Raw genomic sequence first — 14,834 nt, forward strand, 5'->3', positions numbered from 1 at the left:
GGTCCGGCCAGGGTTGTTCCGACTCCCGCCACGGCACTGCGGCCGTCACCATGGACACATGACAGATCACCAGCACGCCGCGACGGGTCCGGGACCCGGCTCCGGCCCACGCCCCACCCCGGGCACCGGGCCCCAGGACGCCGCCCCCACCACGGACCCGCCCGGCACCGAGGGAAAGGAGCCTCGCGCGCACGAGAAAGGGGGCACGGCGACGTCCAGCCCGACCACGACATCCGATGCGAACGGCTCGACCGGCCGGGCCGGAGCCGAAGGAACGGACACCGCAGCCGGGGCCGACCGGCCGACCGACGCCCCCCGGGCCAGCGGGCCGGCCTCCGCAACCGGATCCTCCAGGCCGGGCGCCACAGAGCACACCGACGACTCAGCCACCGCGACAGAAGCCGCTGGGTCAGCCACCACGGCCGCAAGCGACAGGTCAGCTCCGGGAGCGAGCGGGCCGACCGCCGCAGCCGGACCGAGCGATGAGGCAGCGACGACTACGGCCAACGCGCCCGGCCAGCAGGCCGATACCCCCCGTCCACCCGCCGGCACCCCCGACCAGCCGGTCAACGCACCCCGCCCACCGACCGACGCACCCGGCCAAACAGCCGACGTATCCGCGCAGTCGGCCGATCTACCCGGCCCGGCCCACCGGTTCCGGCGGGATCGGGCGCACAAGGTGTTGGCCGGAGTGTGTGCTGGGCTCGGGCGGCAGTTTGACATGGATCCGGTGATCTTTCGGATCACGCTGGCGGTGCTGTCCGCGACCGGTGGTCTCGGGCTCCTCTTCTACGGTTTCGCGTGGCTCTTCGTCCCGTATGAGGACGAGGAGCAGAACGAGGTGCGCAAGCTGCTGACCGGACGGGTCGACGGTCAGGCTCTGACGGGCGTGCTGTTCGCACTGGTGGGGTGCGGGGTGTTCCTGACCCTGCTGAACAACGGCGGAGTGCTGACCTTCGCCGTGACGGTCTCCCTGCTCCTCGCGGGCGCCGCCTACTGGTCCCGGAAACGCGGCACCCCCGACCCCGACCTGCTGGCCGCCCCGCCGGTCGCGGCCGCCCCGCCGGAGGCCCAGGCACCGCCGATCCCCACCGCCTACGCCTCCTGGTGGCGCGACCCCATCGTCAAGGACGGCACCCACGAGGGCGGGACAGGCTATCTCTGGGGCCCGCGGGACTCCCGCGCCCGCGACATCGCGGCAGCCGTCAACATCGGCCTCGGCCCTTGGGGCAACAGCCCCGCCGACATACGCCGCCGCACGCCCGTCCAGGCACCGCGTCCGCGCGGACCCCGCTGGATCGGCGGCTGGGTCTTCCTCCTCGCCCTCCTCGCAGGGGGCCTGGGCACCGGTCTGACCTGGGAAGAACACCCGCTCGGCACCAGCCTCCAGACCGGACTCGCCTGCGCACTCATAGTCCTCGGCCTGGGCATAGCCGTCAGCGCGTTCCTGGGCCGCACGGGAGCCGGCTCGATCTTCCTCGCGGTCATCACGGCGGGCCTGCTCGCCGCGTCGGCCGCCATACCGAAGGACATCAGCACGCAGTGGATGCATGAGACATGGCGCCCCACCGCAGTGGCGGACATACAGCAGCAGTACGAGCTGGGCACAGGCGTCGGCACGCTCGACCTGACCGAAGTGCCGCTCACCAAGGGCCGAACGGTCGACACGGGCGCCGACGTCGGCCTGGGCCGGCTGAAGGTGATCGTGCCGAAGGACGTGACCGTGAAGGTGACCATCGACGTGGGCGTGGGCGACATCCAGTTGCCGGGCGACGAGCAGGGGGACGTGGACGTGCAACCGGGCCAGCACAGGGAACTGATCCTCGTACCGCTTTCGGGCGCCAGGAGCACCGGCACACTCGACCTCGATCTCCGGGTCGGCGTGGGCCAGGCGGAGGTGAGCCGTGCTGCGTCATGAGTTCCAGCCGGGCCGGCTGGTCGCCGGCGCGTTCCTGACCCTCGCGGGCATCACCTACGCCGGCGACGCGGGCGGCGCCTGGGAGACTCCGTGGTTCGCGGTGATACCGCTCGTCGTGATCGGCCTCTGCCTGGCAGCCACGGTGGGTGTTCTGACCCGAGTCATACGCCGCCGCAGACGCCGAACCGGCACGCCCGGCTCACCTGCCGCGCCCGCCGCACCCGGTCCGACGGAGAGCCGGCTGGAGGCACCCAGCTGACGCGTTACTGATATGCCCCCGCCCGCTGCCGTCGTCGGCCCCGGAGCACGGCGTCCAAAGACAGGAAGGGCGTGCCCGCGAGGACGAGGGGCAGCCAGGCCATCAGGTAGGCGAGATCGTTGCCGTAGTAGTACGGCTCGGTGGCCCAGCTCACGGTCAGCCACAGGCTGAGGGAGATGAGCGCGCCGCCCAGCGCGGCGATGCGGGCGAGCAGGCCGATCAGTGTCCCGATACCGACGGCCAGCTCGCCGAAGGCGATGGCGTAACCGAAGCCGACGGGGTTCTTCAGCGCCTGGTCGACCAGCCACGGGATCGCCGAGGAGTCACGGACCGTGCGCATCAGATCGCCGATGGACCCGGATCCCGAGTCCTTCATGAAGGCGCTGTCGGTGAGTTTGTCCAGGCCCGCATAGATGAAGGTGACGCCGAGGAAGACACGGAGCGGGAGCAGGGCGTAGCGGGTGGCGAGTTCCCGCCAGTCGCGGCCGCCGTCGAGATAGGGGGAGTGCGTGTCCGTGCGAATGCGGTGAGTCATCGTTCGTAGCCGCCTCTCGCCCGCTGTGACGTGACCCCTCAAAAGACGATACGCACGAAGAGGCAGCGCCGCTCAACCTCGTCGAGGCCAGTTTTTTCGGCTTGGTCCAGATTCCGTGTCAGTCCGTCACATCGATCGCGTACCGGTTCGTCTCGACTCCCGCAGCCGTCACGACCTGCACGTCCGCCCGCCCCGGCTCCACATCCGCCGGCACCGGCACCGTCAGCACCGCGTCGGTGGGGTTGCTGAACCCGCCGGTCACCGGCACCAGCGGCACATGGACATGGACCGCGCCGATGCGGACGACCATCCGCGACAACCGGTCGGCACGCTGCGCCCCCGGCGGCACGAATCCGGCGCCCCGGATCTCGATGTCGTCGCCGGTGCGGATGGGCGCGTCCAGATCGCCGGCCTCCCGGGACCGCACGACCGACAGAATCACCGGCCGTCCCCCTTCCGCATACTTCCCGGCCACGTACGTCGCCGCCGAGACCAGCACCACCACCGCCAGCCCCCATGGCAGATCGGGCAGCTGATCCGGCCGCCGCGCCAGCCGTACCGCCGCGAACAGCAACGCGACCCCGCTGATCACGACGTACTGAAGGTCGGCGAACGATCCACGCCCCGAGTCGTCCGTCAGCAGATCGGCAGCCCGCGGCCGGTCCGCCCGCACCTTCTGCAGCCGCTGCCCCAGCACCCGCATCCCGACAACCCGCCGTACCAGCACCGCGATCCCGCACACCACGGCGAGCACGGTCACGACCCCCGCACCCCGGGCGAGTTCGAGCCCGGCGATCAGCGCGTCACGCTCCCCGTGCCCGGAGGCCGCCGCCAGACGGCCGGCCAGCACCAGTACGGCGTACGCCACGAACAGCACCCAGGCCCCGGCCACCGCACGCGACGTGGACAGCCGGTTGTCCTCACCGATGACCGGCGCGAGCGCACCGCCGCGCGCCCGGTGGAACCAGGAGGCCGCCGTCAGCGCACCGGCCACGACCAGCGCGGCGAGCAACCCGGCGGTCCGTGCGTTCGTCCAGCCCGCACCGATCGCGGTGAGCGCCTGGACGAGCAACACCAGCACGGCCAGCGCCCACACCGCACGGGCCGTACGCCACCACAGCCGGGTGAGCCAGGCCTCGCCCTCGGCGCGGCCGCGTTCGGCGACGAGTTCGGCGGACTGGGCCAGCTCCTCGGAGACCCACTGGCGGGAGGCTGAGGCGGAGTGGGCGACGGCGGCGGGCAGCCCGTGTCCGGCTGCGAACTCGTCCCGTTTCAGCAGGAATGCGGCGACCGCCCGCCGATGCCCCGCGCGGGCCCCGTGCGGACAGTCCCCGCAGGTGCAGCCACCCCGGTGCGCTCCCTCCGGCCCAGCCGAGTCGGCGCCCCCACCCTGCCTCGCCTCCTGCACCGCCACGCATCCTCCTCAGATCCGTACGAACTCACGACCCACGACCCGACCCACGACCCACGACCCGCGACCCGCGACCCGCGAACCACGACCCGCGAACCACGACCCATGGCCCACGTCTCACGTGCCGCGCCGGGCCCCACCCGTGCACGCCACAACCGCACACGCATTCGGCGAACGAGGCCCTGTCCTGGCCCGCAACTCCCCTGCGACGACAGCGAATTGTGCCCTACCTCACCCACCCCGTATCCGGCAGGTCAGGTCACCACGGGTGACCGGGCGGCCCGCCGTGTTGACCCTGCTGCGAGAATTTCCCTATGGCCGAGATCATCCAGCGCGACGGGACCTGGGCCTTCGACGGCACCACGGTCAGAATCACGCCGGGCCTGCACCGCTCCGTGTCGCTGTTCCGGCAGACGTACGGAGAGATCGTCGTGCCGCTGGAGGCTGTCGCCGGCATCGTCTTCGAGCCCGAACGCAAGCGCGGCCGGCTCCGGATGCGGCTGCGAGAGGGCGCCGATCCCCTCCTCCAGGCGACGGGCGGCCGGCTGCCCGACGCGGCGGACCCGTACCGGCTGGTCGTGGACATCGACCGCTCCGGAGTCGCCGAGTACGTGGCCGATGAGATCCGCCGCGCGCTGCTCCTGGACCAGGTCCCAGGGGGCCCGACCAAGACCTATCTGCTGCCCGGCCCGCCGGTCCCGGTCTCGGTCCGTTCCTCCGACGGCACGGTCTCCTTCGACGGCACGCAGGTGCGGATCGACTGGTCCGACACCTCCGACCGCGTCAAACGGGCGACGGGCCCGCGGATCATCCACATCGGCGACCTCGTGCAGGTCGAGTGGCTGCCGAACTCCGGTTACGAGGACGGATTCCTGCGCTTCGTGACCCGCGAGGCGGCGTTCTCCAAACTGCCGCCGGAGAAGGACCCGTACGCCCTGGACCTGTGGGGCAGCGCCCGCCGCGACCTGCTCACGGCCCTGGTCGCCACCGCGGTCACCGCGAGGCTGCCGCACCCGTCGGCCCGCACGGGGAGCGACTACGCCGACCGCCGCCAGCTCACGGCCGCCGTGCCGCCGCAGGCCGACCACCATGACGTACTCCTGCAACGGCTGCGGGAACTGGGCGAACTGCACCGCGACGGCGTCCTCACGGACGAGGAGTTCGCGATGACCAAGGCGGCGGTGCTACGAGGCTTTTGAGCCGCCTCCCACTACGCCGCCCCCTCCACACTCCCTACGACAGCAGGTCCGGCTCACTGCGACTGACGTCCTGCCACAGCGGCTGGTAGTTGATCCACGCCACCAGATCCCCGCCCAGCTGCTCCCGCGTGGCGACCGCGGCCTTGTGGTCGATGAGGATCGGACGCCCGGCCGCCCTCGCCGTCAGCTGCACCTGGCAGGACCGTTCCATGGACAGGAACCACCAGGCCGCCGCGTCGACCGAGTCCCCCACCGTCAGCAGCCCGTGATTGCGCAGGACCAGTGCCTTGCGCGAGGCGAGCGCGCCGGCGATCCGGCGGCCCTGCTCCGCGTCCACGGCGACCCCGGTGTAGGCGTCGTAGACGGCGTGGTCCTCGTAGAAGGCGCAGCTCTCCTGTGTGATCGGGTCCAGCAGATCACCGAGGGCCGACAGCGCCCGCCCGTACACCGAGTGGCAGTGGGCGACCGCGACGACATCGGGCCGGGCCGCGTGTACCTGGGAGTGCACGGTGAACGCGGCCTGGTTGATGTGATAGCGGCCCTGGATCACCTGCCCGTCGGCGTTGGCAAGCACCAGGTCGCTCACGGTGACGTGCTTGAACGGCATCCCGAACGGATTGACCCAGAAGCAGTTGCTGTATTCCGGATCGCGCGCGGTGATGTGCCCCGAGACGCCGTCTTCGAAGCCGAGCCGCCCGAAGATCCGCAGCGCGCCCGCGAGCCGCTCCTTGCGATGCCGGCGCTCGTCGTCGACCGAATCGTGCATCGGCGGCATGGCGAACTGCAGCCGGTCGGTGGGCAGCGGCGTGGGCGGTGTGGGCCCGTGCATAGGTTCCTCCTGCACTGGGTTCCTTTACGGGGCGGAAGTTACCGTCGGTCAGCGCAGGAGAACAGAGATGTTGTGTAAAGAAGGAGCGTGCAAGCGAAATCGGACAGAAGGTGTCGGGTTTCGACAGCACACTCGGCGTATGACAGGAAGCCGTATGACAACGAACTGGGCAGCCTTCACCACCACCGAACCCGGCCTCGCCAGACGCGTCGAGGAACGCTTCGCCGCCTTCACCCACCACGTCCTCGCCACCCTCCGCGCGGACGGCTCCCCCCGCACCAGCGGCCTGGAGGCCCGCTTCCTGAACGGCGAGCTCTGGCTCGGCATGATGCCGGACTCCCTGAAGGCCCTCGACCTGCGCCGCGACCCGCGTTTCGCGCTCCAGGCGAACCCGGGCGAAGGTCAGTCCATGGGCGGCGGCGATGTGCGCATCAGCGGACGGGCGATCGAGGTCACCGACCCGGAGACCAAGGCCGGATACGGCGAAGAGGTGGAACCGCCGGAGCCGTTCCACCTCTTCCGCACCGAGCTGACGGAGGTCGTACGGACCTACGTCGAGGACGACAAGTACCTCGTCGTCCAGGTCTGGAAGCCCGGCGAGCCGGTGCGCGTCATCAAGCGCACCTGACCCCCTGAGACAAGCGCAACTGCCCCCTGCACAACGCGCCTGACTCCCTGGGACAAGCGCAACTGCCCCCTGCACAACGCGCCTGACCCCCTGGGACAAGCGCAACTGCCCCCTGCACAGCGCACCTGCCCCTGAAGACCCCGGCGGGTCACTCCCACTCGATCGTCCCCGGCGGCTTCGACGTCACATCGAGCACCACCCGGTTGACGTCCGCGACCTCGTTCGTGATCCGCGTCGAGATCTTCGCGAGCACGTCGTACGGCAGTCGCGACCAGTCGGCCGTCATCGCGTCCTCGCTGGACACCGGACGCAGCACGATCGGGTGGCCGTAGGTCCGCCCGTCACCCTGCACACCCACGCTGCGGACGTCCGCGAGCAGGACGACCGGGCACTGCCAGATGTCGCGGTCGAGGCCGGCCGCGGTCAGCTCCTCGCGGGCGATGGCGTCGGCCTCGCGCAGCAGGTCGAGCCGGTCCCTCGTCACCTCGCCGACGATCCGGATACCCAGCCCCGGACCGGGGAACGGCTGACGCTGGACGATCTCGTCCGGCAGGCCCAGCTCCTGGCCGACCATCCGGACCTCGTCCTTGAACAGCTTGCGCAGCGGCTCGATCAGCCGGAACTCAAGGTCCTCCGGCAGCCCGCCCACGTTGTGGTGGGACTTGATGTTGGCGGTGCCGGTGCCGCCACCGGACTCGACCACGTCGGGGTACAGGGTGCCCTGGACGAGGAACTCCACCGCCGGACCCTCGTCCGCGATGATCTCGGCCTGGGCCTGCTCGAAGACCCGGATGAACTCGCGGCCGATGATCTTCCGCTTCTCCTCCGGGTCGCTCACCCCGGCGAGCGCCTTCAGGAACCGCTCCTGAGCGTCCACGACCTTCAGCTGTACGCCGGTCGCGGCCACGAAGTCCTTCTCGACCTGCTCGGTCTCGCCCTTGCGCATCAGGCCGTGGTCGACGTACACGCAGGTCAGCTGGGAGCCGATGGCCTTCTGGACCAGGGCGGCGGCGACGGCGGAGTCCACACCGCCGGACAGCCCGCAGATGGCACGCTTGTCGCCGACCTGCTCACGGATCGCGGCGACCTGCTCCTCGATCACATTGCCGGTGGTCCAGGTCGGGGTCAGCCCGGCGCCCCGGTACAGGAAGTGTTCCAGCACCTGCTGCCCGTGCGTGGAGTGCATGACCTCCGGGTGGTACTGGACGCCGTACAGCTTCTTCTCGTCGTTCTCGAAGGCGGCGACCGGGACGACGTCCGTGGAGGCCGTCACGCTGAAGCCCTCGGGGGCGGCGGAGCAGGCGTCGCCGTGCGACATCCAGACGGGCTGCTCGGCGGGGGTGCCCTCGAAGAGGGTGGAGCCGGACTTGCTGACGTGCAGGTCCGTACGGCCGTACTCGCGCGCTCCGGTGTTGTCGACCGTGCCGCCGAGCGAGGTCGCCATCAGCTGGAAGCCGTAGCACATGCCGAAGACGGGGACCCCGGCCTCGAAGAGGGAGCGGTCGACGGTCGGGGCGCCCTCCTGGTAGACCGACGACGGGCCGCCGGAGAGGATGATCGCCGCCGGGTTCTTGGCAAGCATCTCCGCCACCGGCATGGTGCTCGGCACGATCTCGCTGTAGACCCGGGCCTCGCGGACGCGACGGGCGATGAGCTGGGCGTACTGCGCGCCGAAGTCGACGACCAGGACGGTGTCGGGGGCGGCGGCAGCAGGGGTCGCTGATGACACGGGTTGCCTTCCGGCGGCTTGACAGGGGCTGTGCCACCGATTCTAACGGGGTGGACGTGCGCCCCTCCCGTCTCAGGATGCGAACCAGGTTGGCCGTCACCGACGGCCACGCCATACTGACCCCATGCTCACGCACATGACGACCTTCGTCTTTACCTATGGCACCCGGCCCGCCGGCTGCCATGGTCGTGCCGCTTGAGCTACTGACAAGCGACTTCCCAGGCGCCCCGGGCCGACAAGGCCCGGGGCGCCTGACGTTTCCGGGTCGTGCCGATCCGGGGCATCCCCACTCAACCCCCACTCAAGGAGCCCCGAGATGACCTCCACCGCAGCGGAGAAGACCGGCGCGCACACCCCCGAGGCCGCCGAGACGATCACCGGCGCCCGTGCGCGTATCGACGCGCTCGACGACCGGATCATCGGCCTGATCCAGGAACGGATGGCGGTGTCCGCCGTCGCCCAGGAGGCCCGGATCGCCTCCGGCGGCCGGCGCGTGAACCTCTCCCGCGAGATGGAGGTCCTCGCCCACTACCGGGAGGCGCTGGGAAAGCCGGGCACCACGCTGGCGATGACCCTGTTGGAGCTGTGCCGCGGCAAGATCTGAATCCGCGTTCCCGGCACAGACGTGCGCATTCCTCTCACCCGTACGGCGCGTGACCGGCGCGCGAAAGGGTTCGTTGGTCCCGGTGTCCGTGCCAGCCAGGGGCGGGCCCGAAGAACCACGCGTGGCTCACTGGAGCGATGAGGCGCACGGATCGTGCCGTGCGTCGTGGGACCTCGCTCCAGGCAGGTGAACCGGACGGCAGGGGACAGCAGCCCGGTCACCCAAGTGAACGGCCGGCTCCGGGGACGCCCGGGGCCGGCCGGCGGGAAAACCCCAGGGGCGCCCCGGACGGGGCCAGGGAAACGTACAAGGATGGGTCAAAAGGTTGCGGAGGTCCCGCCCATCCAGCACGATGCGTAGCAAGCCCCAAAGTTCCGCCGTAAACAACTGCATTTCTTCGTGCTGGCTCACTGCCAAAGGTCGAGACCACCCGTGCGCCCCCTTGCGCGCCGGGTCGCCGACCCCGCATACCAGACAAGCGGCGCAACCCCCCGGCGCCGCTCCCCAAGCACCGGCGCTGCCCTGACGTCGGTGCTGACCAAAGAAGGGCCCCGCGGCTCACACCCGCGGGGCCCTTCTGCGTGGTGCAGCAGGGCCCTTCCGCATGGTGCATCCGCCCTCCCAGCCGTCCGGCCCATCCGCCCGTCTCACCTGTGTGACCCAGGCCACATAAGAATTCTGTGAAATGGAGGACAACCTTTCACAGGGCTCGTGGATCAAACCAGCCGTACCAAGGGCCACACGTGTGCCGTACAGCGCGAGGCCCTTCGCCCACCGCACACTGCCACCAGCAGTGCGCCCGGATCACCCGAGGTCTGCATGAAGCTTCGCCGTGCCATGGCGGCCGCGGCCGTGACGGCTGCGATAGCGCCGCTCGCACTGCTGTCCGCGCCCGCCGCGTTCGCGGAGGATTCGGCTTCTCCGTCTCCCTCCGAGTCCGTCAGCGAGACGCCCTCCGGGACGCCGAGCGACACGGCCACGGCGACACCGACCGACACCGCGCTGCCGACGGACACCGCGCCGACCAGCGGCGCCCCGACGTCCTCGGCGCCGAGCGGGAGCGCCACGCCCTCCGCCTCCGAGAGCGAGTCGGGCGAGCCCGAGCCCTCGGAGCCGGCCGAGCCGAGCGAGGACCCGTACGTCCCGTACTGCGAGGACCTCGACGAGGACTTCAGCGACGCCAAGGTGTCCGCCGACATCAAGGGCCTGCCGGGCAAGATCGTCGCGGGTGACGGGTACCACGCCTTCAAGCTGATCGTCACCAACGAGTCCGGCACGGACGTCGAGGACGTCGCCTTCTACGCCGAGATCGAGAACTACGAGCTCGACGAGTCGAAGTACCTGAGCCCGTACGTCGACCTGGAGTTCAAGAACCCCGAGTCCGGCTCCTGGGAGCGGATCGGGAACGCCGAGTGGGCCGGCGACTACTTCTTCGGCGTCGACACGCTGAAGTCGAAGGCCAGCCAGACGGTCGACCTGCGCGTCAGCATCGACGCCAAGGCCCCCGCCGGTGACGCCTACTCCTTCGGCTCCGGTGCCTACCTCGACAGCGTCGACGGCCAGGACTGCATCGCCGAGGGCTGGGCCCAGTACGACTTCGAGGTCCTGAAGGCCGGCTCCACGAACCCGGACCCGGGCACCGCCACGCCGAGCGACAACGGCGACAAGGACTCGGTGAAGAAGCCGCAGGGCAGCCTCGACGACCTGCCGACCGGCAACCTCGCCGACACCGGCGCCAGCTCCGCGCTGCCGGCCATCGGCCTGGTCAGCGGCGTCGCCATCGTCGCCGGCGCGGGCACGGTCTTCGCGATGCGCCGCCGGAAGGCCACGGGCGGCAACGCGTGATCGCGTAAGCAGAAGTATGCAGAGCAAGCAGAGGCAAGCAGAGGCAAGCAGAGCTTGACGCAAGAACAGGACGGACCTGCGCTCGGAGGGGGGCGCAGGTCCTTCTTGTTGCCGACTTCTCATGTGCCGGCGGTCACTTCTTCGGGGGCACCGCCGGTATCCCCAAGAGCGGCAGCTTCAGCGCGCCGAACGCGTCCGCCGGGACCACCGGCGACTTGGGTTCGACCGGCTTCAGCCGCTCGTACGGCAGGCCCTGCGCGGGACGCTGGTCCGCCTCGCCCTTGTTCGGCCAGTACGACATCGCCCGCTCGGCCTGGGCGGTGATGGTGAGGGAGGGGTTCACGCCCAGGTTGGCGGAGACCGCGGCGCCGTCGACGACGGAGATGCCGGGATGGCCGTACAGACGGTGGTACGGGTCGATCACGCCGGTCTCGGGCGAGTCGCCGATCGGGCAGCCGCCGAGGAAGTGGGCGGTCAGCGGGGTGCCCATCAGCTCGCCGACGTTGGAGCCCGCGAAACCGTTGATCGACTCCGCGATCGTCGACGCCGCCTGAGAGGCCGCCCTGATCTGCTTGGGATTGGGGGCGCCATGGCCCTGCCGTGCGGTCAGCAGACCCTTGCCGACGCCGTCCGGTTTCAGATACGTCGTCAGGGAGTTGTCCAGCGACTGCATCACCAGGCCGATGATGGTCCGCTCCGACCAGCGGCGGTTGGAGAGGGAGCGCAGGACGAGGAGCGGGTGCCGGGCGGAGCTCTTCAGCCAGGCCGCGACGCGTGACGCGCCGTCCGTGTACGGGACCTGGAGGATGGACAGGCCGCCCATCGAGTTGGAGCCCTTGCCGTAGCGGACCGGCTCGATATGGGTGTTGGCGTCCGGGTGGATCGACGACGTGATGGCGACTCCGCGGGTGAAGTCGACCTTCCGCTCGCCGGTGACCTTGCGGTAGCGCCGGTTGTCGGTCTGCGCGCCGACCAGCGCCTCGGAGTTGGTGCGGGTCAGTTCGCCCAGCCTGCCGGAGATGTACGGGAGTCGCCCGGTCGCCTTCATGCGGTGCAGCAGGGTCTGGGTGCCGTAGGTACCGGCGGCGAGGACGACCCGGCGGGCCTTGAAGGTGCGGCTTTCGCCCTTCTTCTTGTCGTCGGTCGGCAGCGTGGCCACCGCGTAGCCGCCCTGCGAGTCGTCGGTGACCGACACGACCGTCGTCATGGGGTGCACGGCCGCGCCCGCCTTCTCGGCGAGGTAGAGGTAGTTCTCGTTGAGGGTGTTCTTGGCGCCGTGGCGGCAGCCCGTCATGCACTCCCCGCACTCGGTGCAGGCCTTGCGCATGGGGCCCGCGCCGCCGAAGTACGGGTCGCCGCTCTGCTCGCCCGGCGCCGCCTTCGTGCTCCCGTCGGCGTCCTTGCCGTCCCCGAAGAACACGCCGACCGGTGCGAGGTGGAAGGTGTCGCCGACGCCCATCCGCTCGGCGGCGGCCTTCAGATGCACGTCGGAGGGGGTCATGGTCGGGTTGAGCCGTACGCCGAGCATGCGCTGGGCCTGGTCGTAGTACGGCTGCAGCTCCGCCTGCCAGTCGGTGATGTCACGCCACTGGGGGTCCTCGAAGAACGGCTTCGGCGGTACGTAGAGGGTGTTGGCGTAGTTGAGCGAGCCGCCGCCCACTCCTGCGCCGGCGAGCACCATGACGTTGCCCAGCAGGTGGATGCGCTGGATGCCGTACATGCCGAGTCTGGGGGCCCAGAGGTAGTTCTTCAGGTCCCAGGAGTTCCTGGGCAGGGTCTCGCGGGTGAAGCGGCGGCCGGCTTCCAGGACGCCTACGCGGTAGCCCTTCTCGGTGAGGCGGAGGGCGGTGACGGAACCGCCGAAGCCGGAGCCGACGACGATGACGTCGTAGTCGTATGCGTATGCGTCCTGGGGCACGTGTTCTCCTCATTGAGAACGGGTGGTGGGAACCGGTGGTGGGAACCGGTGAGTTCTAGCGGAAGCGGAACGCCTTCATGAGCCGGAGGCTGCGGCTCATGAACTGCGCGTACCTCTCGTCGTCCATTCCCAGCGAGGGGGCCATCGGCAGCAGCCGCTGCTGGGCCACCGTCTGGGCCTCCGTGTACTTGAGGATGCCCTCGGAGCCGTGTCGGCGGCCCAGGCCGGAGTCCTTCATGCCGCCCATCGGGGACTGGACGCTGCCGTAGGCGGGGGCGTAGCCCTCGTTGACGTTGACGGTGCCGGTGCGCAGACGGGCGGCGACTGCGCGACCGCGGCTGCCGTTCGCCGTCCAGACGGAGGAGTTCAGGCCGTACGGCGTGGAGTTGGCGAGTTCGACGGCCTCGTCCTCGGTCCTGAAGCGGTAGACGGAGACGACCGGCCCGAAGGTCTCCTCCGCGCAGACCGACATGGGTTCCGTGACGCCGTCGAGGATGGTGGGCTCGTAGAAGTACGGGCCGATGTCGGGGCGGGCGACGCCGCCCGCGACGACCTTCGCGCCCTTGGCGACGGCCTGGTCGACATGGCGGGTGACGGTCTCCAGCTGGCGCTCGCCGACCAGCGATCCCATGTCGGCGCCGTAGGCGAGGGACGTGCCGAGCCGCATCGCCTTGGTGCGGGCGGCGAACCGCTCCAGGAAGGTGCCGGCGATCGACTCATGGACGTACAACCGCTCGATCGAGACGCAGAGTTGGCCGGCGGAGGAGAAGCAGGCGCGGACCGCGCCCGCCGCCGCCTTGTCGATGTCGGCGTCGTCGAGGACCAGCATCGCGTTCTTGCCGCCGAGTTCGAGGGAGACGCCGATCAGGCGGGCGGCGGCGCCCTGGGCGACCTCACGGCCGGTGCGGGTGGAGCCGGTGAAGGAGACGTAGTCGGCATGCTTGACGACTTCCGGGCCGACGACGTGTCCTTCACCGAGGACGACCTGGAAGACGTCGGCGGGCAGTCCGGCCTCGATCAGCAGGTCCCGGGCCCACAGCGCGGTCAGGCTCGTCTCCGTGTCCGGCTTCATGACGACCGCGTTGCCCGCGACGAAGGCGGGGAGCGCGTCGCCGACGGAGAGTTCGAGGGGGTAGTTCCAGGGGGCGATCTGGCCGACGACGCCCCGCGGGTGGCGCAGTTCGGTGACGCGGGTGAGCGTGGGCATGGCGCCGGCGTGCCGCTTGGGCCGTAGATACGCGGCGGCCCTGCGGCCGTAGTGGCGGGCCGCGACGGCTACGGCCTGTACCTCCTCGTGGGCGTGCAGCCGCGCCTTGCCGGTCTCCAGCTGGATGAGGTCGAGGACCTCGGCCTGGCGGGCGAGCACCAGGTCGTGGAAGCGGAGCAGGACGGCGGCACGCTGCCGCAGCGGAACCTGCGCCCAGACGGACTGGGCCTTGCGGGCCGCCTCGAAGGCCTGCCGCACGTCCTCGGGTGTGGACTCGGGCAGGTCGGCCAGCTTCTCGCCGGTGAACGGCGTGTGGTTGGCGGTCCGGCCGGATCCGGCCACGCCCTTGGTGAGCTGCGCGATCAGCTCGGGGGTGACCACGTCGGCGGCGGTACGGGCGCCCGCGGGGGCGGGGGCGAGCGGGTTGGTGCCGGTCTTCTCCGGGGCCTGCGAGTCCGTCATGAGCCGCAGGGTATGCCGCGGCGGAGGCTTTGTGTACCCGGCGGTAATAGGGATTCACCGACTACTCACACGGCGCCAGCGATCACTGGCAACAAACCCGCTGATCAGGGTGTTGAGCGGAGACGATCAGCCGCGGTTCAGCTCAGCCCGATCTCAGGACGGTCACGGGCGCCCTTGAACGCCGCCGTGCCCTGCTTCTCGTACGCCGTGCCCTGCTTCTCGTCCGCCGTCCCCTGCTTCTCGTACGCCGTCCCCTTCGGCATGTCCACGCGCAGTTCGTACATGCGGCG

The 14,834-nt window shown here is 70.4% G+C and carries 12 protein-coding genes and 1 pseudogene; 6 read left to right on the forward strand and 7 right to left on the reverse strand.

Features of this window, described 5'->3' with window-relative positions:
- Positions 1-412: 412 nt before the first annotated feature.
- Positions 413-1,918 (forward strand): annotated as a pseudogene (locus GFH49_RS26395) (PspC domain-containing protein); the annotation flags it as partial.
- Positions 1,905-2,177 carry a hypothetical protein gene (locus GFH49_RS26400; RefSeq protein WP_230396506.1) on the forward strand — a complete coding sequence of 91 codons (273 nt, stop codon included), beginning with the start codon at positions 1,905-1,907 and terminating at the stop codon, positions 2,175-2,177. The pseudogene GFH49_RS26395 and the gene GFH49_RS26400, both read left to right, overlap by 14 nt.
- Before the next feature lie 4 nt (positions 2,178-2,181).
- Here GFH49_RS26400 and GFH49_RS26405 read toward each other — a convergent pair whose 3' ends face one another.
- Both GFH49_RS26405 and GFH49_RS26410 read right to left on the reverse strand, forming a co-directional pair.
- Positions 2,182-2,712 (reverse strand): DoxX family protein, encoded by a 531-nt coding sequence (locus GFH49_RS26405; RefSeq protein WP_155058581.1) that lies wholly within the window; start codon positions 2,710-2,712, stop codon positions 2,182-2,184.
- Positions 2,713-2,830: 118 nt separating this feature from the next.
- Complete coding sequence (locus tag GFH49_RS26410; RefSeq protein ID WP_155058582.1) at positions 2,831-4,126, reverse strand: hypothetical protein; 1,296 nt, start codon at positions 4,124-4,126, stop codon at positions 2,831-2,833.
- A gap of 311 nt (positions 4,127-4,437) precedes the next feature.
- On the opposite strand from GFH49_RS26410, the gene GFH49_RS26415 reads away from it, so the two are divergent.
- Positions 4,438-5,322 carry a DUF4429 domain-containing protein gene (locus GFH49_RS26415; protein ID WP_155058583.1) on the forward strand — a complete coding sequence of 295 codons (885 nt, stop codon included), beginning with the start codon at positions 4,438-4,440 and terminating at the stop codon, positions 5,320-5,322.
- 34 nt (positions 5,323-5,356) lie between these two features.
- Here GFH49_RS26415 and GFH49_RS26420 read toward each other — a convergent pair whose 3' ends face one another.
- Positions 5,357-6,151, reverse strand: a complete 795-nt coding sequence (locus GFH49_RS26420) for a class II aldolase/adducin family protein (RefSeq protein ID WP_155058584.1) — start codon at positions 6,149-6,151, stop codon at positions 5,357-5,359.
- 154 nt (positions 6,152-6,305) lie between these two features.
- On the opposite strand from GFH49_RS26420, the gene GFH49_RS26425 reads away from it, so the two are divergent.
- Positions 6,306-6,779, forward strand: a complete 474-nt coding sequence (locus GFH49_RS26425) for a pyridoxamine 5'-phosphate oxidase family protein (protein WP_155058585.1) — start codon at positions 6,306-6,308, stop codon at positions 6,777-6,779.
- Between the two features lie 148 nt (positions 6,780-6,927).
- Here the strand turns inward: GFH49_RS26425 and guaA are convergent, their stop codons facing one another.
- Positions 6,928-8,508, reverse strand: a complete 1,581-nt coding sequence (guaA, locus tag GFH49_RS26430) for a glutamine-hydrolyzing GMP synthase (protein WP_155058586.1) — start codon at positions 8,506-8,508, stop codon at positions 6,928-6,930.
- A 316-nt stretch (positions 8,509-8,824) separates the two neighbouring features.
- Here guaA and GFH49_RS26435 point away from each other — a divergent pair, with 316 nt between their 5' ends.
- Positions 8,825-9,112 carry a chorismate mutase gene (locus GFH49_RS26435; RefSeq protein WP_155058587.1) on the forward strand — a complete coding sequence of 96 codons (288 nt, stop codon included), beginning with the start codon at positions 8,825-8,827 and terminating at the stop codon, positions 9,110-9,112.
- 819 nt (positions 9,113-9,931) lie between these two features.
- Positions 9,932-10,957, forward strand: a complete 1,026-nt coding sequence (locus tag GFH49_RS26440; protein ID WP_155058588.1) for a cell wall protein — start codon at positions 9,932-9,934, stop codon at positions 10,955-10,957.
- A 133-nt stretch (positions 10,958-11,090) separates the two neighbouring features.
- Here the strand turns inward: GFH49_RS26440 and GFH49_RS26445 are convergent, their stop codons facing one another.
- From GFH49_RS26445 to GFH49_RS26455, 3 genes are all read right to left on the reverse strand, one after another.
- The gene (locus tag GFH49_RS26445) at positions 11,091-12,875 is read right to left on the reverse strand and encodes a GMC oxidoreductase (protein WP_155058589.1); all 1,785 of its coding nucleotides are present in this window, start codon (positions 12,873-12,875) and stop codon (positions 11,091-11,093) included.
- Between the two features lie 55 nt (positions 12,876-12,930).
- The gene (locus GFH49_RS26450; protein ID WP_155058590.1) at positions 12,931-14,544 is read right to left on the reverse strand and encodes a succinic semialdehyde dehydrogenase; all 1,614 of its coding nucleotides are present in this window, start codon (positions 14,542-14,544) and stop codon (positions 12,931-12,933) included.
- Positions 14,545-14,681: 137 nt separating this feature from the next.
- On the reverse strand, positions 14,682-14,828 hold the full coding sequence (locus tag GFH49_RS26455) for a hypothetical protein (protein ID WP_155058591.1): 147 nt from the start codon (positions 14,826-14,828) through the stop codon (positions 14,682-14,684).
- Positions 14,829-14,834: the final 6 nt, after the last annotated feature.

The organism is Streptomyces blattellae (assembly GCF_009709555.1).
Lineage (GTDB): Bacteria > Actinomycetota > Actinomycetes > Streptomycetales > Streptomycetaceae > Streptomyces > Streptomyces blattellae.

What these genes read in the sequence shown, in the direction of transcription:
- GFH49_RS26450 (WP_155058590.1), bottom strand. Translation starts at nt 14,544, where the DNA reads ATGACGGACTCGCAGGCCCCGGAGAAGACCGGCACCAACCCGCTCGCC.
- GFH49_RS26425 (WP_155058585.1), top strand. Translation starts at nt 6,306, where the DNA reads ATGACAACGAACTGGGCAGCCTTCACCACCACCGAACCCGGCCTCGCC.
- GFH49_RS26440 (WP_155058588.1), top strand. Translation starts at nt 9,932, where the DNA reads ATGAAGCTTCGCCGTGCCATGGCGGCCGCGGCCGTGACGGCTGCGATA.
- GFH49_RS26415 (WP_155058583.1), top strand. Translation starts at nt 4,438, where the DNA reads ATGGCCGAGATCATCCAGCGCGACGGGACCTGGGCCTTCGACGGCACC.
- GFH49_RS26420 (WP_155058584.1), bottom strand. Translation starts at nt 6,151, where the DNA reads ATGCACGGGCCCACACCGCCCACGCCGCTGCCCACCGACCGGCTGCAG.
- GFH49_RS26455 (WP_155058591.1), bottom strand. Translation starts at nt 14,828, where the DNA reads ATGTACGAACTGCGCGTGGACATGCCGAAGGGGACGGCGTACGAGAAG.
- GFH49_RS26405 (WP_155058581.1), bottom strand. Translation starts at nt 2,712, where the DNA reads ATGACTCACCGCATTCGCACGGACACGCACTCCCCCTATCTCGACGGC.
- GFH49_RS26435 (WP_155058587.1), top strand. Translation starts at nt 8,825, where the DNA reads ATGACCTCCACCGCAGCGGAGAAGACCGGCGCGCACACCCCCGAGGCC.